Origin of the sequence: Comamonas sp. Z3 (genome assembly GCF_008121565.1) — a bacterium.
Classification (GTDB): domain Bacteria; phylum Pseudomonadota; class Gammaproteobacteria; order Burkholderiales; family Burkholderiaceae_C; genus Comamonas; species Comamonas brasiliensis.
Genome location: NZ_VOQU01000010.1, coordinates 96006 through 116567 on the forward strand (window position 1 = coordinate 96006; position 20562 = coordinate 116567).

The 20562-nt window shown below is 62.6% G+C and carries 16 protein-coding genes; 10 read left to right on the top strand and 6 right to left on the bottom strand.

The window, feature by feature from the left end:
* Positions 1 to 137 precede the first annotated feature (137 nt).
* A complete protein-coding gene (locus tag FSY59_RS25180; protein WP_148729885.1) occupies positions 138 to 1613 on the bottom strand; it encodes an amino acid permease in 1476 nt (491 codons plus the stop codon).
* 725 nt (positions 1614 to 2338) lie between these two features.
* On the opposite strand from FSY59_RS25180, the gene FSY59_RS25185 reads away from it, so the two are divergent.
* A complete protein-coding gene (locus tag FSY59_RS25185; RefSeq protein ID WP_148729886.1) occupies positions 2339 to 3526 on the top strand; it encodes an MFS transporter in 1188 nt (395 codons plus the stop codon).
* A 35-nt stretch (positions 3527 to 3561) separates the two neighbouring features.
* Here FSY59_RS25185 and FSY59_RS25190 read toward each other — a convergent pair whose 3' ends face one another.
* Positions 3562 to 4452: a LysR family transcriptional regulator gene (locus FSY59_RS25190; RefSeq protein WP_148729887.1), complete on the bottom strand. Its 891-nt coding sequence runs from the start codon at positions 4450 to 4452 to the stop codon at positions 3562 to 3564.
* Positions 4453 to 4649: 197 nt separating this feature from the next.
* Between FSY59_RS25190 and FSY59_RS25195 the strand changes: the two genes are divergently transcribed.
* Entirely contained in the window at positions 4650 to 6116 is a 1467-nt protein-coding gene (locus FSY59_RS25195) for an MFS transporter (protein ID WP_148729888.1), read from the top strand.
* A 75-nt stretch (positions 6117 to 6191) separates the two neighbouring features.
* Here the strand turns inward: FSY59_RS25195 and FSY59_RS25200 are convergent, their stop codons facing one another.
* From FSY59_RS25200 to FSY59_RS25215, 4 genes are all read right to left on the bottom strand, one after another.
* On the bottom strand, positions 6192 to 6986 hold the full coding sequence (locus FSY59_RS25200; RefSeq protein ID WP_003054766.1) for an ABC transporter ATP-binding protein: 795 nt from the start codon (positions 6984 to 6986) through the stop codon (positions 6192 to 6194).
* Between the two features lie 23 nt (positions 6987 to 7009).
* The gene (locus FSY59_RS25205; RefSeq protein ID WP_003054767.1) at positions 7010 to 7894 is read right to left on the bottom strand and encodes an ABC transporter permease; all 885 of its coding nucleotides are present in this window, start codon (positions 7892 to 7894) and stop codon (positions 7010 to 7012) included.
* 114 nt (positions 7895 to 8008) lie between these two features.
* A complete protein-coding gene (locus tag FSY59_RS25210) occupies positions 8009 to 8977 on the bottom strand; it encodes an ABC transporter substrate-binding protein (RefSeq protein WP_050874385.1) in 969 nt (322 codons plus the stop codon).
* A 537-nt stretch (positions 8978 to 9514) separates the two neighbouring features.
* Entirely contained in the window at positions 9515 to 11218 is a 1704-nt protein-coding gene (locus FSY59_RS25215; protein WP_148729889.1) for an electron transfer flavoprotein-ubiquinone oxidoreductase, read from the bottom strand.
* Positions 11219 to 11478: 260 nt separating this feature from the next.
* Here FSY59_RS25215 and FSY59_RS25220 point away from each other — a divergent pair, with 260 nt between their 5' ends.
* From FSY59_RS25220 to FSY59_RS25255, 8 genes are all read left to right on the top strand, one after another.
* A complete protein-coding gene (locus FSY59_RS25220) occupies positions 11479 to 11901 on the top strand; it encodes a thioesterase family protein (protein WP_003054770.1) in 423 nt (140 codons plus the stop codon).
* Between the two features lie 309 nt (positions 11902 to 12210).
* Positions 12211 to 13500 (top strand): dicarboxylate/amino acid:cation symporter, encoded by a 1290-nt coding sequence (locus FSY59_RS25225; protein WP_003054771.1) that lies wholly within the window; start codon positions 12211 to 12213, stop codon positions 13498 to 13500.
* A 56-nt stretch (positions 13501 to 13556) separates the two neighbouring features.
* Positions 13557 to 15431, top strand: coding sequence for an ATP-binding protein (locus FSY59_RS25230; protein WP_148729890.1), 1875 nt, complete (start codon positions 13557 to 13559; stop codon positions 15429 to 15431).
* 13 nt (positions 15432 to 15444) lie between these two features.
* Positions 15445 to 16767 (top strand): sigma-54 dependent transcriptional regulator, encoded by a 1323-nt coding sequence (locus FSY59_RS25235; protein ID WP_003054775.1) that lies wholly within the window; start codon positions 15445 to 15447, stop codon positions 16765 to 16767.
* Positions 16768 to 16834: 67 nt separating this feature from the next.
* Positions 16835 to 17947: a saccharopine dehydrogenase family protein gene (locus FSY59_RS25240; RefSeq protein ID WP_148729913.1), complete on the top strand. Its 1113-nt coding sequence runs from the start codon at positions 16835 to 16837 to the stop codon at positions 17945 to 17947.
* Positions 17944 to 18489 (top strand): DUF4166 domain-containing protein, encoded by a 546-nt coding sequence (locus FSY59_RS25245; RefSeq protein WP_148729891.1) that lies wholly within the window; start codon positions 17944 to 17946, stop codon positions 18487 to 18489. Before FSY59_RS25240 ends, FSY59_RS25245 begins: the two co-directional genes overlap by 4 nt.
* The gene (locus tag FSY59_RS25250; protein ID WP_148729892.1) at positions 18486 to 18875 is read left to right on the top strand and encodes a thiol-disulfide oxidoreductase DCC family protein; all 390 of its coding nucleotides are present in this window, start codon (positions 18486 to 18488) and stop codon (positions 18873 to 18875) included. The genes FSY59_RS25245 and FSY59_RS25250 overlap by 4 nt, the downstream gene beginning before the upstream one ends.
* Before the next feature lie 114 nt (positions 18876 to 18989).
* On the top strand, positions 18990 to 20468 hold the full coding sequence (locus FSY59_RS25255; RefSeq protein ID WP_043373138.1) for an RtcB family protein: 1479 nt from the start codon (positions 18990 to 18992) through the stop codon (positions 20466 to 20468).
* The last annotated feature ends 94 nt before the right edge of the window (positions 20469 to 20562 follow it).

The window sequence follows — 20562 nt, forward strand, 5'->3', positions numbered from 1 at the left end:
ATCGATTCTTCAGATATTTGTCATGACATGAATCGTCTGTTGAGACTAATCGGCAGCGTCCGGGGCCGGCCCATGATGCAAAAAGGGCAGCGCCGTTGCCGGTGCTGCCCTTAGGGGGGATCAAAAATGACTAGGTATTAACGAGAGCCGTTCAGATCCATTTCCGAGTATTTGACGATGCGCGTGCCCTTGACCCATTTGTAGCCAAACCAGATGGCCAGGAACAGAGGCAGGCCGATATAGGTGGCAATGGCGCCGACCCAGTCGATCTGGTCCTTGATCAGGTTCTCGTAGTTCTGGCCCAGGGTGATGATCAGGCACAGCACAAAGGCGAAGATGGGACCGAAGGGGAAGGCCGCTGCCTTGTAGGGCAGCTGGTTCATATCGTAGTTCTGCACCTCGCAGCCCTTGCGGAAACGATAGTGGCTGATGGCAATGCCCAGCCAGGCGACGAAGCCGCACATGCCGGACAGATTCAGCAGCCAGATGTAGACCACTTCGGGGCTGAAGATATTGGTCAGAAAGCACAGGGCGGCGATCACGGTGGTGGCGATCAAGGCCAGCACGGGCACGCCACGCGTGTTGACCTGGGCGAACACCTTGGGCGCCATGCCTTGCTTGGCCAGCGCATAGAGCATGCGGGTGGAGGCATACATGCCGGAGTTGCCGGCCGACAGCACCGAGGTCAGCACCACGGCATTCATCACGGCGGCGGCGCCCAGCAGGCCGGCACGCTCGAACACCAGCGTGAATGGGCTGACGGCGATATCGCCCAGGTCGTTGCGCAGCAGCTTGGGATCGGTGTAGGGAATCAGCAGGCCGATGATGAGGATGGCAAAGACGTAGAACAGCAAAATGCGCCAGAACACCTTGCGCACGGCCTTGGGTACATTCTTGGCGGGATCTTCGGACTCGCCGGCGGCGATACCGATCAGCTCCGTGCCCTGGAAGGAAAAGCCCACCACCATGGCCACGCCGATCAAGGCCGCAAAGCCGCCTGCAAACGGGGCGTCGCCCGTGCTCAGGTTGGCAATATTGCCCCAGATTCCGTCAGGTGCGCCGCCTTGCAGAATGCCGAAGATCATCAGCACGCCGATGGCAATGAAGACCAGCACCGTGGTCACCTTGATGGCGGCGAACCAGAATTCGGATTCGCCAAAGCCCTTGGCCGACAGTGCGTTGAGGCCGAACATCAGGGCCAGAAACAGCGCACTCCAGAGCACTCCGTTGGTGCCCGGGAACCAGTAGGCCATCACCAGCTGTGCGGCCACCAGATCCACTGCAATGGTCACGGCCCAGTTGTACCAGTAGTTCCAGCCCAGCGCGAAGCCGAAACCTTCATCCACGTACTTGGCGCCATAGGTGGCAAAAGAGCCGGAGACGGGCATGTGGGCGGCCATCTCGCCCAGACTGGTCATCAGGAAATAGACCATCAGGCCCACGATCATGTAGGCCAGCAAGGCGCCGCCTGGGCCTGCCTGGGAGATGGTTGCGCCAGAGGCGACAAAAAGGCCGGTACCGATGGAGCCGCCGATGGCGATCATCGACATATGACGGGCCTTGAGGGAACGGTGCAACTGGCCGGTTGCTGCAGTGGATTCGCTGTCGCTCATGAATACGAGATTTTCTGGCAGGACATGACAAGGGGAAACAGGCTGGCTAAGGCCGTTGTCATGGCTTGCATTATTGTGGTTCTGCACGGCCGGCCCTGGGATAACAACGCGGCGTGCGCGATCGGCGATGACACTCATTGCCGTTCAGTGGGTGCAGATTGTGAGGGATTTATGGGCGGTGCGTGCGCTTCGGGTTGTCATGAAGTGCAGCGAATTGGCTGGAATTCTTCCAAGTATCTGTTTTTTATGGGTTTACGGGCTCGGTCCGGTGGCTGCCTCTTGTGGGCGGCATTGGCTTTGCATGGAGCGGTGGCGCACAAATGGTGGCATGGACGCAACGGATCGAGGCAAAGCACGGACCGACAGCGGTCTTTCGGCCAGCCGGTAGAGGCTGCAGCGAGCCTGGAGCGTCGGTGATTTTTCCGCAGCCCGATTTGCCAGACCTCGGTTTTAACGGCGGCAGCAACACAGAGCCTGCAACTTGCAGGCTGCCACGACGCGGCTGCGCGGTCTGGCGCTGTTCTTCCGGCTGTGCCTGCATGCGGGCGGTGGAGTAGATCGGCAGTCCCCGGCAGTTGCAAGATGCCATCTGAGCATCCCGGCCGAAACAGGCTGCAGCTTGCCGGTGATGGTTTCGTGAGTATTTCTATTTTTGAATTCAATTCAAGAGAATTTATTGAATACAGGGCTTAATCGGCAAAGATGAAGCCGGCACACTGCGGGCTATGAAATCATCTGCCGCCTTATTTGCCCTTGCCGTTGGCGCTTTTGCCATTGGCACGACCGAGTTCACTCCCATGGGATTGCTGCCCGTGATTGCCGATGGGGTGCAGGTCAGCATTCCCACGGCGGGCATGCTGGTCTCGGCCTATGCCGTGGGTGTCATGCTGGGGGCTCCGGTCATGACGCTGCTTTTCAGCCGTTTTGGCAAACGGGCTGCGCTGATGGGCCTGATGGTGCTGTTCACCATGGGTAATCTACTGTCGGCCTTTGCCCCGGGCTATACCACGCTGCTGCTGTCGCGCCTGGTCACCAGTCTCAACCACGGCGCTTTCTTCGGCATCGGTGCCGTGGTGGCAGCGAGCGTGGTGCCCAGGGAAAAGCAGGCCAGCGCGATTGCCGCGATGTTCATGGGCCTGACGATTGCCAATATCGGTGGCGTGCCCGCCGCGACCTGGATCGGCCAGCAAGTGGGCTGGCGCCTGGCCTTTGGCGGCACGGCCGTGCTGGGCCTGATCACCATTGCTGCGTTGTGGCTGGCACTGCCCAAGGGCGAACCGGGCACACGCCCCGACGTGCGCCGCGAACTGAAGGTGCTGGCACGCCCCGAAGTGCTGCTGGCCATGGGCACCACGGTGCTGGGGGCCGGCGCCATGTTTGCGCTCTATACCTATGTGGCACCCGTGCTGGCCGAGATCACGCACGCCAGCCCCGGCTTTGTGGCCTTTGCCCTGGTGCTGATCGGCATCGGGTTCACGCTGGGCAATACGCTGGGCGGCAAGCTGGCCGACTGGTCGCTGGACGGTGCCACCAAGATCATTCTGGCGCTGCTCGCCATCATCATGGCCTTGCTGCCGCTGGTCATGACCACCCATCTGGGGGCGGCCATCGGTCTGGTGGTCTGGGGCGCTGCGGCCTTTGGCATCGTGCCGCCAGTGCAGATGCGGGTCATGCAGGCCGCAGCGCAGGCGCCGGGCCTGGCTTCATCGGTCAATGTGGGGGCATTCAATCTGGGCAATGCGGTGGGCGCTGCGTTGGGCGGCTTCGTCATCGGTCAGGGCCTGGGATATGCGGCCGTGCCGCTGGTGGGCGCTGCGCTGGCTGCAGGCGGTCTGGGCCTGGTCTGGCTGGGCAAGGCCGGCCGCAGTCCTGCGGCGCAAGCGGCTGGCGAGAGTGCCGTTCGCAAGGTTTGACGGTGCTGCCGTTCCGAGCGGCTGCGGCCTGTCGCTTACCAGCGCGCCTGCTCCAGCAGCAGCTGGGTCAGCGCCTTGACCTTGGGCGAGGCATGGCGGGTGCGCGGGTAGACCAGAGACAGCTCGCGGCTGCGGCCTTCGAGCTCGGTCAGCACGGGTATGAGCCGTGCACTGGCAATGTGCTCGCGCACGGCAAACTCCATGACCTGGGCCACGCCCAGACCGGCCAGTGAGCCCTCGACCAAAGGGTCGCCGCTGTCGAAGCTGATGGACTGCGGCGGCATCCAGTCCAGCGGCTCTTGCCCTTCGGCCTTGAACTGCCAGGGAACCTTGAATCCCAGGTAGTGGTTGTAGACCGACAGGCAGCGGTGCCGGGCCAGCTCTTGCAGCGTATGCGGTGCGCCATGGGCTTGCAGATAGCTGGGTGCGACCACGGTCACCCAGCGCAGCGGCGGCAGGCGGCGCGCAATCATGCGGCTGTCGGCAAGAGGGCCTATGCGCACGGCTGCGTCAAAGCCTTCGTCCACCATGTCCACCACCCTGTCGGTAAAGCTGGCGTCGATCTGCAGGCCCGGATAGCGATCCATCATGGGCCCCAGCAGCGGCGTGAGCACCACCCGCCCCAGCACCGAGGGTGCGGTCATGCGCAGCACGCCAGTGGGTTCGCAGCGCCGGTCCAGCAGGAGCTGGCGCGCTTCCTCAAGCCCGGCAATCAGCGCGGTGCTGTGGTCCACCAGAGTGAAGCCGTCGGGCGTGAGCGAGACATTGCGCGTATTGCGATGCAGCAGCCGAGTGCCCAGGTCGGCCTCCAGTTGAGCAATCGCCCGCGAGATGCGGGACTGCGTGGTCCCCAGAATATGTGCGGCCTGGGTAAAGCTTTTGCACTCGGCCACCTTGATGAGCATTTGTACGGCATTCAGATCCATGGTTCTTCTGCAGATTGATGCGTATATGCATAAATTAAACATGATTTTCATGTTTATCTACATCCTTGAATTAAATACGATGTCTGCCTGACCGGTCATTCACGCTGTACCTGCAATGCAGCACGCTTTGGAGCACTCACGCCCGCCGCAGCGATGAGGCGAGCAGCCGCTCCTTTTCGAGAATGAGGACCGATGTGATGGATCAAGAGAAAGACAAGTTGCCAGCCCTGCCCAGCCTGCGCTATCCGCGTGCAGCGCTGGTCCTGTTGTCGCTGGCGCAGTTGTTGATTGCGCTGGATGCGACGATTGTGTTTGTGGCGCTGGACTCCATGGGCCAGCACCTGCAACTGCCTGCCCACCATCTGCAGTGGGTGATCAGCGGCTATAGCGTGGCTTTTGGCGGTTGCCTGTTGCTGGGCGGGCGCTGCGCCGACTTGCTCGGCCAGCGCCGCATGTACATAGCAGCCATGGCCTTGTTCGGGCTGGCGTCACTGGCCGGTGGCTTTGCCACCGACGCCTGGCTGCTGATCGCGGCGCGTGCGGCCCAGGGCGTGGGGGCGGCGCTGCTGTTCCCGGCCACACTGGCCATGATCAACATCTTGTATCGCCCCGGTGCCGAGCGCAATCGGGCGCTGGCCGTGTGGAGCACGGCCAGCGCCGGGGGCCTGGCGGCTGGGGCCTTGCTGGGCGGCGTGCTGACCCAGTTGCTGGGCTGGAAGTGGGTGCTGTGGGTCTTGGTGCCGATTGCCTGGCCTTGTGCTGTAGCTGCGCTGCGCTACCTGCCTGCGATGCCCTGCGTGCCGCGTCATCAACGCCGCTTTGATGTGGCCGGTTGCATCAGCGTGACGCTGGGCAGCGGTCTGCTGGTCACGGCCCTGGTGCAAGGCCCGCAATGGGGCTGGCTGGACGGGCGTACGCTGGCGTTGATGCTGCTGGCTGCGTTGGCGCTGACGGCATTCTTTGTCATTGAAAAACAGGTGGGCGCGCCGCTGGTGCCGCTGGTCATGCTGAAGGTACGCAGCCTGCGGCATGCCATGCTGCTGACACTGCTGTTCATGAGCTGCTACGGCGTGCAGTACTACTTTCTGGGTTTGTACTTTCAGCAGGTGCTGGGCTGGAGCCCGCTGCAGGCCGGGCTGGCCTTTGTGCTGCCCACCATCGCCTGTGCCGTGGGTATTCGCTGCGCCGAGCACGGTCTGGCGCGCCACAGCGCCCGCTTTGTGCTGATGGGCGGCTGGGCTGCAGGACTGGCGGGCCTGGTCTGGACCGCCGCCGTGCTGCCGCTGGCCGGCAATTACTGGTGGCTGGTGCCGGGCTTCATCGTGATGAGCATAGGCCAGGGTGCCAGCTGGACCGGCATGTGGGTTTTGGTGGGCGAGGGCATTGCGCCGCAGCAGCAGGGGGTGGCTTCCGGTGTGGCCGCCACGGCCCAGCAGGTGGGGGCGGCACTGGGGCTGGCCGTGCTGGTGATGGTGGCAGCCGTGCCGGTGGCTCAGGTGCAGGCCACGGGTTCGGCAAGTGCCCAGGCGCTGCAGCAGGCCAATGCCCTGGGTCTGCAGAATGCGGAATGGGGCACCGCGCTGATTGCTCTGGTGGCCTTGCTGGTCTGTGCGCTCATGGGGCGCAGGCCGCTGGTTCAGGAGCTCAAGCCTCAGCTTGGCTGAGTTGAATTGATATGAAAATAGCTGCTAACGCTTATGGATAAAGCGTTAGCAGCTATTGCTTTGATGGTTTCTGGCTCAGCTCAGCAGCAATGCATCGTCGGCCAGCTTTTCGCCTCGCACCTTCTCGAACATGTGCAGCAGGTCGGGCACATCCATCCTGGATCGCTCTTCGCCGCTGACGTCCAGCACCACATTGCCCTGGTGCAGCATGACGGTACGCGTGCCCACATCCAGCGCCTGGCGCATGCTGTGCGTCACCATCATGGTGGTCAGATTGGCTTCCTGCACGATGCGCGCTGTCAGCTGCAGCACAAAGTCGGCGGTGCGTGGGTCCAGAGCGGCAGTGTGCTCGTCCAGCAGCAGAATGCGCGAAGGCTGCAGCGCCGCCATCAGCAGGCTCACGGCCTGACGCTGTCCGCCCGAGAGCAGGCCGATGCGGTCGGTCAGGCGGTTTTCCAGGCCCAGACCCAGCGTGGCCAGGCGCTCGCGATACAGATCGCGATTGCTGGCTTTTACGGCCTTGGACAAGCCGCGGAAGTTGCCGCGCTCGTGCGCCAGTGCCATGTTTTCTTCGATGGACAGGTCTTCACAGGTGCCGGCCATGGGGTCCTGGAACACCCGGGCCACCTGCTTGGAGCGGGACCATACCGGCATGCGCGTCATGTCGATGCCGGCAATTTCGATCTTGCCCTTGTCCACGCTCTGGTCGCCCGAGACGCAGTTCAGAAACGTGGACTTGCCTGCGCCGTTGGAGCCGATGACGGTCACAAACTGACCGTCGGGAATCGACAGCGACAGGCCGCGCAGCGCGCGGGTTTCGATCGGCGTGCCAGGGTTGAAGGTGAGTTCGAGGTTTTGTGCGTTCAGCATGGTGTTCTCCGCCGTCCTTCTTCTTACTTGCGCTTGCTCAGCTTTTTCTTGATTTGCGGAATCACCAGTGCAATGGTCACCAGCACTGCCGTCACCAGGTTCAGATCCTGCGCCTTCAGGCCGATGGCATCGATATTGAGGGCTGCCGCGATGAAGAAGCGGTAGACCACGGCGCCAAGTACCACGGCCAGCGTGGCCCAGATGATCTTGCGCGAAGGCAGTATGGTCTCGCCCACGATCACGGCCGCCAGACCGATGACGATGGTGCCGATGCCCATGGAGATGTCGGAGCCGCCCTGGGTCTGCACGAACAGTGCGCCTGCCAGGCCGACCAGGCCGTTGGAGATCGCCATGCCCAGCAAGATCATGGCGCCGGTGTTGACGCCCTGGGCGCGGGCCATGCGGGCGTTGGAGCCCGTGGAACGGATGGCCAGGCCGCGCTCGGTGGCAAAGAACCAGTCCAGAGCCAGCTTGGCCACGATGACGAAGCCGAGCATGATGAGCGGGCGCATCACATAGTCGTCAATGTTGGCCGGCTGCAGCATGGTGAACAGCGTGGGTTCGTTGATCAGCGGCACGTTGGGGCCGCCCATGATGCGCAGATTCACCGAGTACAGGCCGATCATCATCAGGATGGAGGCCAGCAGGTCCATGATCTTGAGCTTGACGTTGAGCCAGCCCGTGATGAAGCCGGCCACGGCTCCGGCAGCCGTGCCGGCCAGCGTGGCCAGCCAGGGGTTGGTGCCCGTGGAAATCAGGATGGCGCAGACCGCACCACCGAGGGGGAAGCTGCCGTCGACCGTCAGATCGGGAAAACGCAGCAAGCGAAAGGAGATGAAGACGCCCAGCGCCACCAGGCTGAAGATCAGGCCAATTTCAATGGCACCGAGGATGGAAAATAAAGACATAGAGAGAGCGACAGGCGCGGCAAACGTCTAAAAAAATCGGCAGGGCCATGTTGCCACGGCACCTGCCGCTGCGCTGGCACTGCCTGGTGGCAGTGCTGGCGACAGGGGAGTGGATTACTTGACCACGGTCGCAGCGGACTTGATCAGCGCGTCGGACAGCTTCACGCCTTGCTTTTCGGCAGCGCCGGGATTCACGAACAGTTCCATTTTGGTGGAGACTTCGGGCTTGATGTCGCCGGGCTTTTCGCCCTTGAGAATGCGCACCACCATGCGCCCGGTCTGTTCACCCAGGTCGCGGTAGTTGATGCCGTAGGCAGCCACGGCGCCGCGCTTGACGGAGTCGGTGTCAGAGGCCACCAGAGGAATCTTGGCGTCCTGGCCCACCTTGACCAGCGATTCGTAGGCCGACACCACGTTGTTGTCGGTGTTGGTGTAGATGACATCGACCTTGCCCACCAGCGAGCGTGCGGCGCTGGAGACGTCCACCGAGCGGGGCGCGGCAGCGGTCACCAGGGTCCAGCCCATCTTGGGCAGCAGGGCCTGCAACTCCTTGACGACCACGGCGGAGTTGGCTTCGCCGGGGTTGTAGACCATGCCGATGCGCTTGGCATTGGGCACGACCTGCTTGACCAGGTCCATCTGCTTGTCGAGTGCCAGCAGGTCGGACACGCCGGTCACGTTGTTCTTGGAAGGTTCCCAGCTGGGGACCAGCTTGGCGGCCACGGGGTCGGTCACGGCCGAGAACACCACGGGCACGGTCTTGGTCGACGCGATCACGGCCTGAGCGGAAGGCGTGGCGATGGCGACGATGGCGTCAGGCTTGTCACCCACGAACTTGCGGGCGATCTGGGCTGCTGTACCGGTATTGCCCTGTGCGCTCTGGTACTGCCACTTCAGGGCCTTGCCTTCTTCGTAGCCGGCAGCCTTCAGGGCGTCCTTGACGCCGTCACGCACCGCATCCAGGGCAGGGTGTTCAACAATGGCGGTCACGGCCACGGACTTGGTGTCGGCGGCATAGGCACCCGACATGGCGGAAATTGCCAGGGCCAGTGCGCCCATGCGGGCCAAGGACAGCTGCTTCATGTGTATCTCCAGCGTTTGTTGTGTGTTCCAGGTGAATTAAGACGGCAGTGCTCGATGCGCGTCGCCTCGCGGCAAAGTCTACTGCACCGATTTGGCTGTCTTCGCAATTGAGATAACCTTGTTTATCCCTATACGATGATCGCGAAAAAATGGCATGAAAGCTGCGCAAAGCGCTATTTGACTGGTGTTTGTGTGTGCGGATGCTATTCAATGGCGCGCAATATTGCGTTGAGTGGGGCAGGGTTTCTGCTTTTTACTGCATTTTTCCTGCGTTTGATTTGCCCAGGTCAAGGATATTGAGGCGATTGCCTGTTTTTTGGTCGCAGCGCTTTCCCGGCCGCAAGCCGATCTCCATTGGGAGATTCACGGCCCTTGCTGTGGCCTGAGAATTTTCAGGATGCTGCAAATTTGTGGGCATTTGACGGGCTGCGTTGCTAAAAACATTCAGCCCATGAAAAAAGCCTGCGCAGTCGGAACTGGCGCAGGCTTTTGGGGAGTGCATCCGGCAGCGGCTGCCGCCGAATGCCATCGCATGGCTTACATGCCCGAGTAGTTGGGGCCGCCTCCGCCTTCGGGTGTGACCCAGACGATGTTTTGCGTCGGATCCTTGATGTCGCAGGTCTTGCAGTGCACGCAGTTCTGCGCATTGATCTGCAGACGCTGCTTGCCGGCATCGGCCTCGTCCTCCACGAACTCATACACGCCTGCGGGGCAGTAGCGCTGCTCGGGGCCGGCGAACTTGGTCAGGTTCACAGCGACAGGAACGCTGGCGTCCTTGAGCGTCAGGTGGGCCGGCTGGTTCTCCGCATGATTGGTGCTGCTGATGAACACGCTGGAGAGGCGGTCGAAGGTCAGCTTGCCGTCGGGCTTGGGGTACTCGATGGGGGTGCACTCGTCGGCGGGCTTGAGATAGGCGTGGTCGGGCTTGTTGCGATGCAGCGTCCAGGGGATATTGCCGCGCAGCACGAACTGCTCCAGGCCGTTCATCACGGTGGCCGTGGTCAGACCCTTCTTGAACCAGGCCTTGAAGTTGCGCGCCTTCCACAGCTCTTCATAGAGCCAGCTGTTCTCGAACGCATAGGTATAGGCCGTCAGCTCGTCGCCCTGGCGACCGGCGACGATGGCGGCGTAGGCAGCTTCGGCGGCCAGCATGCCGGTCTTGATCGCGGCATGGCTGCCCTTGATGCGGCTGACATTGAGGAAGCCGGCTTCGCAGCCCACCAATGCTCCACCGGGAAAGACAAAGCGGGGCAGGCTGGAGATGCCGCCGGCCGTGATGGCGCGCGCACCGTAGCTGATGCGCTTGGCGGGCTTGATGCCCTTGGCTTCGTCGCCTTCCAGGTAGTAGCGGATATTGGGATGGGTCTTCCAGCGCTGCATCTCCTCGAACGGAGACAGATAGGGGTTGGAGTAGTCCAGACCGGTGATGAAGCCCAGCGTGACCAGATTGTCTTCCAGGTGATAGAGGAAGGCACCACCGTAGGTGTCGCTCTTCATGGGCCAGCCGGCAGTGTGCAGCACCATGCCGGGTTTGTGACGCTGGGGGTCGATCTCCCAGAGTTCCTTGATGCCCAGACCGTAAGTCTGCGGGTCGCGGTTGGCGTCCAGCGAATACTTGGCGATGACCTGCTTGCCCAGATTGCCGCGCGCACCTTCGGCAAAGATGGTGTACTTGCCGTGCAGCTCCATGCCCAGCTGGAAGTCGCCCGTGGGCTCGCCTTCCTTGCTGATGCCCATATTGCCGGTGGCCACGCCCTTGACGGAGCCGTCCTCGTTGTAGAGCACTTCGGCGGCCGTGAAGCCGGGGAAGATTTCCACGCCCAGGGCTTCGGCCTGTTCCGCCAGCCACTTGGTGACAAAGCCCAGGCGAACAATGTAGTTGCCTTCGTTATGAAAGCACTTGGGCAGCAGCCAGTTGGGCGTGCGCAGAGAGCTCTTCTCGCCGAGGAAGACCATGGCGTCTTCGGTCACCGGCTGGTTCAGGGGGGCCCCTTTTTCCTTCCAGTCGGGGATCAGTTCGGTCAGAGCGCGAGGATCCATGATGGCGCCCGAGAGAGTATGGGCTCCGGGCTCCGAGCCTTTTTCCAGCACGACCACGGAGACATCCTGACCTTTTTCGGCCGCCAGCTGCTTGAGGCGAATGGCAGTGGCCAGGCCGCCTGGGCCTCCACCGACCACGACCACGTCATATTCCATGGCCTCTCGCGGGCCGTACTGGGCCAGGATCTCTTCGTTTGTCATCGGGAAAGTCTCGCTTGATATTGGATTGGGAAAACTGGCGTGCGCGGCTTTGGCAGGTGCGTCTGCAAAAACCACGATGCGGGCGATTCTATGCTGACAGTCCGGCACGACCGTGCAGATTTGGCGACAGCGCATCAATCAGTGTTGCGGCAAAGTCCATAGGCTAGTGCTCCCCCCGGGGCACGCCATCCCTCAAAGAAACTAGAACAAGGGGATGATGAGGCAGTTGCAGACCTCGTTCAATCAGGAGACATAGCGGCATGAAAATCGAGTTGCCAGAGCACAAGAAACAGGTCTATGAAACGCGCTTTCCCGTGCGCTGGGGTGATATGGACGCCATGGGCCATGTCAACAATGCACAGTACTTCCGTTACCTGGAGACTGCCCGTATCGACTGGATGCGCGGCATGGGTCTGAATCCGGATCCCGCAGGGCAGGGGCCGGTCATCGTCAACGCCTTCTGCAATTTCTATCAGCAGCTGGCCTATCCCGACGAGGTGCTGCTCAAGATGTTTGTCAGCGATCCCGCGCGCACCACGTTCGAGACCTGGGCCACGATGGAGCGTGTGGCACAGCCGGGAGTCATTTGCGCCGCCGGCGGAGGCACGGTGATCTGGGTGGACTTTCCCAGGCAGAAAGCCGCTGCGCTGCCGGACTGGATACGTTCGGCAGTCACAGCCTGAGTCTTGTTCGGAATTCCGTACATCTGTCCGGGTGCTGTCCGGAAATCCGATTCTTGTTATGCAAAAAAGTATTTTGAATATAAGCAAATCAAAGACTTGGCTGTGATCTGTTGGCTGGCACGGTATGTGCTTAAAGGACGGCACGCCGCTTCGCTGCGGCTGACCAAGTGAGACTGGGGCTGGACCTGGCTGACGAAACCTCGGTTGCGTCGGCGGTCCGTCTCGGTTTGTTGTCGCTGTCAGAACCCGGTGCCTGCAAGGCCTGGATTCCGGCAGCGACTCAAACAACGCATACCAAGATTCCAAGAAATGAAATCCAATCGCCTGACCATCATGGTTCTGCTGGCCATGGTTCTGGGTGTGGTCGTGGGCTATCTCGTCCACGCCAACGCCGCGACACCGGAGACTGCCAAAGACATTGCCGGCTATTTCGGCATTCTCACCGACGTATTCCTGCGCATGATCAAGATGATCATCGCGCCCCTGGTGTTTGCCACGCTGGTGGCGGGCCTGGCCAATATGGGCGATGCCGGTTCCGTGGGCCGCGTGGGTGGTCGTGCGCTGGGCTGGTTTATCGCAGCTTCGTTCTGCTCGCTGTTTCTGGGTCTGGTGTTTGCCAATGTGCTGCAACCCGGCCACGGCCTGACCGTGGAGCTTCCCACGAATGCCGAGAGCCTGGGTCTGAAGACTGGTGCGCTGAACTTCAAGGATTTCATCACCCATGTCTTTCCCAAGAACATCTTCGAGGCCATGGCCACCAATGAGGTGTTGCAGATCCTCGTGTTCGCGCTGTTCTTCGGTATTGCCCTGGGCTATCTGAACCACCAGAAAAAGCACATGCTGGTCGATCTGATGGAAGAGACCTCGCATGTCATGCTGCGCGTGACCGAATATGTGATGCGCTTTGCGCCCGTGGGCGTGTTCGGCTCTGTCGCCGGCACCATTGCCACCCACGGACTAGGCATGCTGCTGGTGTTCGGCAAGTTCCTGCTGGGCTTTTATATTGCGCTGGCCGCGCTGTGGGTGCTGCTCATCGGTGCCGGCTATGTGGTGCTGGGCAAGGATGTCTTCCGTCTGCTGTCGCTGATTCGCGGCCCGGTGCTGGTGGGCTTTTTCACGGCCAGCAGCGAATCCACGCTGCCCAAGCTCATGGAGCAGCTGGAGAAATTCGGCATCAAGCCACGCATCACCGGTTTTGTGCTACCGCTGGGTTACTCGTTCAACCTCGACGGCTCCATGATCTACACCACCTTTCTGGCCATCTTCATCTCTCAGGCCTATGGCATCGAGATGTCGCTGACCGCACAGCTGACCATGCTGCTGGTGCTGATGATTTCCAGCAAGGGCATTGCCGGCGTGCCGCGCGCCTCGCTGGTGGTGGTGGCTGCCGTGCTGCCCATGTTCGGTTTGCCGGAAGCCGGTATCCTGCTGATTCTGGGCATCGACCACTTCCTGGACATGGGTCGCACCCTGACCAATGTGCTGGGCAACGCCATTGCCACTGCCGTGGTGGCCAAATGGGAGGGCGATGAAGCTCCGGAGTCTTCCACGGACTCGGCAGCCCAGCCCGTGATCATGGCCGAAGCCGCCCGCGCCTGAGCCTGACCCCCGCCTTGCCCGACTTACTGCCTGCCGCTGTGTCGGGCGCTGCTAACATGGCCCGCACCATGCTAGCTTTCCTGCCCCCGCACCTGCGCGCTGCTTTGCTGATCCTGCTCTGGCTGGCTGCAAGCAGCCTGGGCGGCTGGCTGGGCTATCAGGGCTTTGTCAAGATCGGTCTCGAGACGGTGGCGGCAGCCGGCAACAACCGCCTCGATCTCTATGCAGCCAGCCTTCGGCGCGAGATCGACAAATTTGCCTTTCTGCCCGATGTGGTGGCCCTGCAGCCCGAGATCCTGTCCCTGCTGAAATCGCCAGGCGACGAAACGCTGCAATCCCGTGCCAACCTTTATCTGGAAGAGCTGAGCCGCCGAGCGGGCACGCTCAGCGTCTACATGCTGGATCACCAGGGTCTTGTGCTGGCCGCCAGCAACTGGCGCCGCGCTGACAGCTTTGTGGGCGAGAGCCTCGGCTTCAGGCCCTATGTCCAGCAGGCGCTGCGGGAAGGGCGGGGGCGCTACTTCGGTGTCGGCACCACGCGTGGTGAGCCTGGCTATTACCTGACCACGACCCTGGGCCAGGGCGAGCTGCATGGCGTGGTGGTGGTCAAGGTCGGGCTGGCGCAGCTCGAGCAGTCCTGGGCCAGCGCAGAGTCGCCGGTAATGGTCAGCGATGAAAACACCGTGGTCATCCTCAGCAACATGCCTGCCTGGCGCTTTGCCACCTTGCAGCCGCTGAACGAAGCAAGACGCGCGGAGCTGGAAGCGTCGCAGAAATACAACCGTCTGAATCTGAGGTCGCTGAGCTGGGGTGGCGTGAGCGGTGCCACGGGTATCAGGCAGGTCAGCATTCCTGATCTCAAGGATGCCGCGGCAGGGCCGAGTGCGGGTCGCTTTCTGGCGCAGTCCACGCCGCTGGCCGGCACGCCCTGGCAGATCACCGTGCTGTCTCCCCTGAGTGTTGCATTGCAGCTGGCGGCGAGCCGTGCATGGGTGACCGGGGTGTTGATTGCATTGATGCTGTTGCTGGGGGCTTTGCTCTATCAGCGGCGCAGGCATGTGCGCGAGCAACTGGCGGCCCAGCAGGCTCTGAAGCAGACCAACGAGGTGCTGGAGCAGAAAGTGCAGCAGCGCACGGCCGATCTTCAGAACGCCAATCTGGCACTTCAGCAGGAGGTTGTGGAGCGCATGCATGCCGAGACCACACTGCGCGCTGCGCAGGATGAGCTGGTGCAGGCTGGCAAACTGGCCGTCATCGGCCAGCTCTCCACAGAAGTGGCCCATGAGCTGAATCAGCCCCTGGCGGCCTTGCGGGCGCTGGCCGGCAACAGCCAGCGTTTTCTGGAGCGCGGCCAGGGCGAGATGGTGCACAGCAATCTGCAGCGCATGGCCGAGCTGACGGAGCGCATGGGACGTATTACCGGACAGCTGCGCAACTTTGCGCGCAAGTCCGCGGGCCAGCCGGCACAGGTCGAACTGGCCAAGGTGGTCGATGGCGCTCTGACCCTGCTGGAGCCGCGCATTGCGCAAAGCGGCGTCATGATCGTGCGGCAGCCTTCGGATCTCGCGCTGAGTGCCTGGTGCGATGCCAATCGTGTGCAGCAGGTGCTGATCAATCTGCTGAGCAACGCGCTGGACGCCGTGCAGGGCGGCTGCACGCGGTGCGTGGAAATTGCCTGCAACCGGTCCGGTGCCTGGGCACAGATCACGGTGCGCGATCATGGCCCCGGACTCAGCGAGCAGGCTCAGGCGCGGCTGTTTGAGCCCTTTTTCACGACCAAGCCCGAGGGTTTGGGACTGGGTCTGGGCCTGCCGCTGTCGGCAGAAATTGCCCATGCAGCAGGTGGCGGCCTGAGCGGCGGCAACCATCCGGAAGGCGGGGCCATCTTCACGCTGCGCCTTCCCTTGGTGGATACTCGGCCGCTGTCCTGATTGCCTGCTGCCCATGAACCCATCCCTCCAAGTCCTGATCGTTGAAGACGATGCCGATGTCGCCATGGCCTGCGAGCAGACCATGCGCCTCGAGGGCCTGGACTGCGTCTGTGCGAGCAGTGCCGAGCAGGCGCTAAAGCGCCTGTCGCCGGATTTCGCCGGCGTGGTGGTCAGCGATATCCGTTTGCCCCAGATGAGCGGGCTGGGGCTGCTGGCCGCGATTCGCGCGCTGGACGCCGAGCTGCCCGTGATTCTCATCACCGGTCACGGCGATATCTCCATGGCCGTGCAGGCCATGAAGGATGGTGCGGCCGATTTTCTGGAAAAGCCATTTGCGCCTGAGCGCCTGGTGGAGACCGTGCACCGTGCGCTGGAGCGACGTCGTCTGGTGCTGGAGGTGCGCAGCCTGCGTCAGCAACTGCAGAGCCGGGATGTGCTGCAGCACCAGTTGCTGGGGCGGTCGCTGCCCATGCAGCAGCTGCGTAGTACCTTGCAGAGCCTTGCGGCCAGCGAGGCCGATGTGCTGATCTGGGGTGAAACCGGCACCGGCAAGGAAAGAGTCGCGCGCAGCCTGCACGAGTCCAGCCGGCGCAAAAGCGGCAATTTCGTCGCCATCAACTGCGGCGGTCTGCCGGAAACCCTGTTCGACAGCGAAATGTTCGGCAGCGAGGCCGGGGCCTTTACCGGCGCAGGCAAAAAGCGCATTGGCAAGATCGAGCATGCCAGCGGTGGCACGCTGTTTCTCGACGAGATCGAGAGCATGCCCCTGGCCATGCAGGCCAAGCTGCTGCGCGTGCTGCAGGAAAGAGTGCTGGAGCGTCTGGGATCGAACACGCTCATTCCCGTGGATTGCCGCGTGATTGCGGCAACCAAGGTCGATCTGCTGGAGCTCAGCCGCCAGGGCCTGTTTCGTTCCGATCTCTACTATCGTCTCAATGTGGCGACCGTGAACCTGCCCCCGCTGCGTGAGCGCCGCGAGGATGTTGCGCTGCTGTTCGAGCATTTCGCGCTGCAGGCCGCGGCCCGCCACCAGCGACCTGTGGCCGAACTGACGCCGCAGCGTCTTCAGACCTTGCTGGCCCACGACTGGCCCGGCAATGTGCGCGAGCTGCGCAACACGGCCGAGCGCATCACGCTGGGGCTGGATGCCGGCATATCCACGTCCGGCGCCACGCCCGGGACTGCTGCTTCGCTGGCGTCGACCATGGAGTCCATAGAGCGTTCCCTGATTTCCGAAGCCCTGCGCAACAACGAAGGCAATCTGACGCGCACGGCACAGGCGCTGCACACTCCCAAGACCACGCTGCACGACAAGATTCGCAAGCACGGGCTGTGAGCAGGCCATGAAGGCGTCTGCCGTGTCTGGGCTGCAGGGCGGAACTTGCGTCCAGCTACACTGGGGCATGCGTGAATTCAAGGTCATGGTCGTTGGTGCTTATGGCTTCTTCGGCAGTCGCCTGGTTGCCAGACTGGCCAGGCAAAGCGGTCTGCACATCGTGGTGGCAGGGCGCTCGGCTTCTGCGGCGCATGCGCTGCTTGAAGGTCTGGCCCGGGATGCCCGCACAAGCCTGAGCCATGCGGTGCTGGACGTGATGGCTCCGGGGCTGCAAGAACGGCTCAAGGCCCTGGCGGTGGATGCGCTCATTCACACCTCGGGCCCGTTTCAGGGGCAGGACTACCGCGTGGCCCTGGCCTGTGCCCAGGTCGGCGTGCACTATGTGGATCTGGCCGATGGGCGTGAGTTTGTCTGCGGCATAGACCAGCTCGAGCCGCAGGCCAAAGCTGCCGGCGTGCTGCTGCTCAGTGGTGCCAGCTCGGTGCCGGCGCTGTCCTCGGCGGTGGTGGATGCGCTGGCTAGGAGCATGGCTCGCGTCGACCATATCGACATCGGCATCAGCCCGGGCAATCGAACGGACAGAGGCCTGTCCACCGTCGCTGCCATCCTCAGCTATTGCGGCAAGCCACTGCCCGGTGCGGGCCAGCAGGCCGTGATCGGCTGGCTGCGCAGCTATGCACATGACTATCCGGCTCCCGTGGGGCGGCGGCTGCTGTCGGCCTGCGATGTGCCCGATCTTGCATTGCTGCCGCGTCGTTATCAGAACTGTTCTGTCAGATTTGGCGCGGGGCTTGAGTTGCCGCTTCTGCACCGAGGCATAAACGCCATGGCCTGTCTGGCGCACCAAGGGCTGGTGCGCGACTGGTCCATCCATGCGCGCAGACTCAAGCGCATGGCGGACTGGTTCAAGAAGCGGGGCAGTGATGCGGGTGCCATGCATGTCACCGTCAGCGGGCTGGATGCACAGGGGCAAGCCAGCCAGCGTAGCTGGGTGCTGACGGCGGGCTCCGGCGACGGGCCCTATGTTCCCACGCTGGCAGCCAGTGCACTGGTGCGCAAGCTGGCAGCAGGTGCTGCGCTGGCGCCTGGTGCCCGGCCCTGCATGGGGCTGCTGACGCTGCAGGACTTCATGGCCGAGGCTCGGGGGCTGGACATCCGGATGCAGGAGCTGGCCCCATGACGCAGAGCGCTTCCTTGTTTCAGCAGGCCATGGGTGAAGAGTTCGGCAGGCTCGATGCCGTGCTGCAGCGCTTTCACCGTCTGCAGGGCGAGCATGAGTTGGAGGGCAGGGTGCAGACCGGCGCGCCCCGGACGCTGCTGGCCAGGTTGCTGGGCCTGGCCCTGGGTACGCCGCGCACGGCCGTTGAGGGAGAGATTCATTTCGAGCTGCAGGCCAGTCCGGACGCCGAGACCTGGACTCGCATCTTCCCCGAGCAGGTCATGCGCTCCAGCATGCATTTGCACCAAGGCGGCCTGGTCGAGCGTCTCGGGCCAGCGCGGCTGTGCTTTGCCCTGCGGGCGGTGGATGGACGGCTGCACATGCGACTGCAGCGCCTGTATTTTCTGGGCATCCCTTGTCCGGGCTGGCTGGCGCCGCTCATCGTGGCCGAGGAAACCGGGGTCGGGCAGCGCTTGCAGTTTCATATCGAGGCGGCAGTCCCGCTGATTGGCGTAGTGGCCAGTTACCAAGGCCATCTGCGGCTGCCCGACGAGAAAAAATGATTGTGGTCTTCGATGCGCAATGCCTGCTGTGCAACGGCTGGGTGCAGTTTCTGCTCAAGCACGACAAGCATGGCATTTTTCAGTTCGCCGCCATCCAGGGAGAGGCAGGCGGCAAGCTGCTGGCCGATGCGGGCCTGCGCCTGGAAGGTCTGCAAACCCTGCTGCTGGTCGACGGCAAGTGTTCTTGGCAGCACACCGATGCCATCCTGCGCGTGCTGCACGCGCTGGGCTGGCCCTGGCGCCTGACAGCGCTGCTTCGGCTGATACCCGCTGCATTGCGCGATGCGCTCTATCGCCTGATTGCCAGAAACCGCTACCGCTGGTTTGGCAAAAGCGAGCAATGCCTGATGCCGGACCCGGCCGTGGCAGCGCGCTTTCTTGATTGAAGTCCTGATGAAAAGTGCCTTGGCCCATCAAGTGCACTGCAGCCTGCCGGCAACACCGATGCTTGGCGGCCGGGCCGCTAATCATTAGAATCTGCGGCTTACCCATCCTTCCTGATGCTGCTGCTCGAAGGTGCGTTGCATCTCCCAGATTCGGAGATGCGCTGTTGCGTACCTGTTTTTCTCAGCATCATGCCCCATCTTTCCGGGAAGCTTTCCCGACTGCAAAAAGCTCTGTCACGTCAGGGCATCCAGGTCTCGTATCGGGACCACATCTATCAAATCCATAACGAGCAGGCGGCCGCCACTGTGTTGCTGCCTGACAGTCTGCCGCTGGAGCACAAGGCCGTCAGCCAGTTGCTGGAGTTTGCCTCGGTCGCCGACCCGCAGGGCCATGGCGCAGTCTGCAAAGCCTGTGCCACGCCGGACTTTCACCCCGGCAGCATTGCGCCAGTGGGGGCCGTGGTGGCGACATCGCCGGATTTCGTGATTCCTGCTGCCATCGGCACGGATATCAACTGCGGCATACGCCTGCTGAGCACGGGCCTGACCCAGGCGCAGGCCGAGCTGCACAGAACCACCATCGTCCAGCGTCTGACCCGGGTCATCTTGCAGAACGGGCGCGATGTACCCGTGCGCAGCGCAGGCTTCAAGGCATTGTTCGACGAGGGCCCGGATGCCTTTATTGAACACTTGCCTGATGCTGGCCTGTGGCAGGGCGTGAATCGCGATCGCCTGCAGGCCGAGCTGGCCGGCTGCGTGGGACTGCAAGGCTTTGCGGGCCGCAGTCGTTACGCGCCCGAAGCCCTGCTGCAGGCGCGTGAGCTGTTGCGCCCGCCGTCTGCCGCCGACCTGGGCAGCGGCAATCATTTTCTGGAGTTCTGCGTGGTCGATGAGATTTTCGATCGCCACGCCGCTTATGCGGCAGGGCTCAAGAAGGGTGATGTCACGGTGATGATCCATACCGGCTCGCGCGATGTCGGCTTTTATGTCGGCCGCCGCTGGATGGATCTGGCCAGGCAGCAATGGCCGCAAGGCATCAAGCACCCGCGGCACGGCCTGTATGGTCTGAGCGGTGCGCTGGCCCAGGATTACCTGCAGGCCATGGGCGTGGCCGCGCGCTATGCATGGTTCAACCGCATGGCGCTGGCCGAGCTGGTGCGCAAAGAACTGGAGGACATTGCCGCGCCCGATGCATCGCGCCTGATTGTGGATGTGCCGCACAACGTGGTGATGACCGAAGGCGAGTTCAATGTGCACCGCAAGGGCTCGACCCCGGCGCACGACGGCCAGTGGGCGCTGATTCCGGGCTCCATGGGCGACTACTCCTTCCTTGTCAAGGGCCTGGGCCATGAAGACTGGCTGCAATCGTGCAGCCACGGCGCAGGTCGGCAGGTGCGCAGACAGGACACACGCCGCATGAAGCAGCCGCTGATCGAGTCCATGTGGCAGTGCATCACGCTGCGCGAGGAGCGCTTGATCGAGGAGGCTCCAAGTGCCTACAAACCCGTGGGACCGGTGCTGCAGGCGCAGGAGGAGGCGGGGCTGATCCGGGCGAGCCTGAAATTGAAGCCTTGGCTGACTTTCAAGGCCTGAAAACGCCATGGCTGTCGGCGCTTGATGAACGAATGCCGGCAGTCATGGCTTCCCGGCGGCCAGGCAAATCGCTCTCTGTGCAGGCTTGGATACG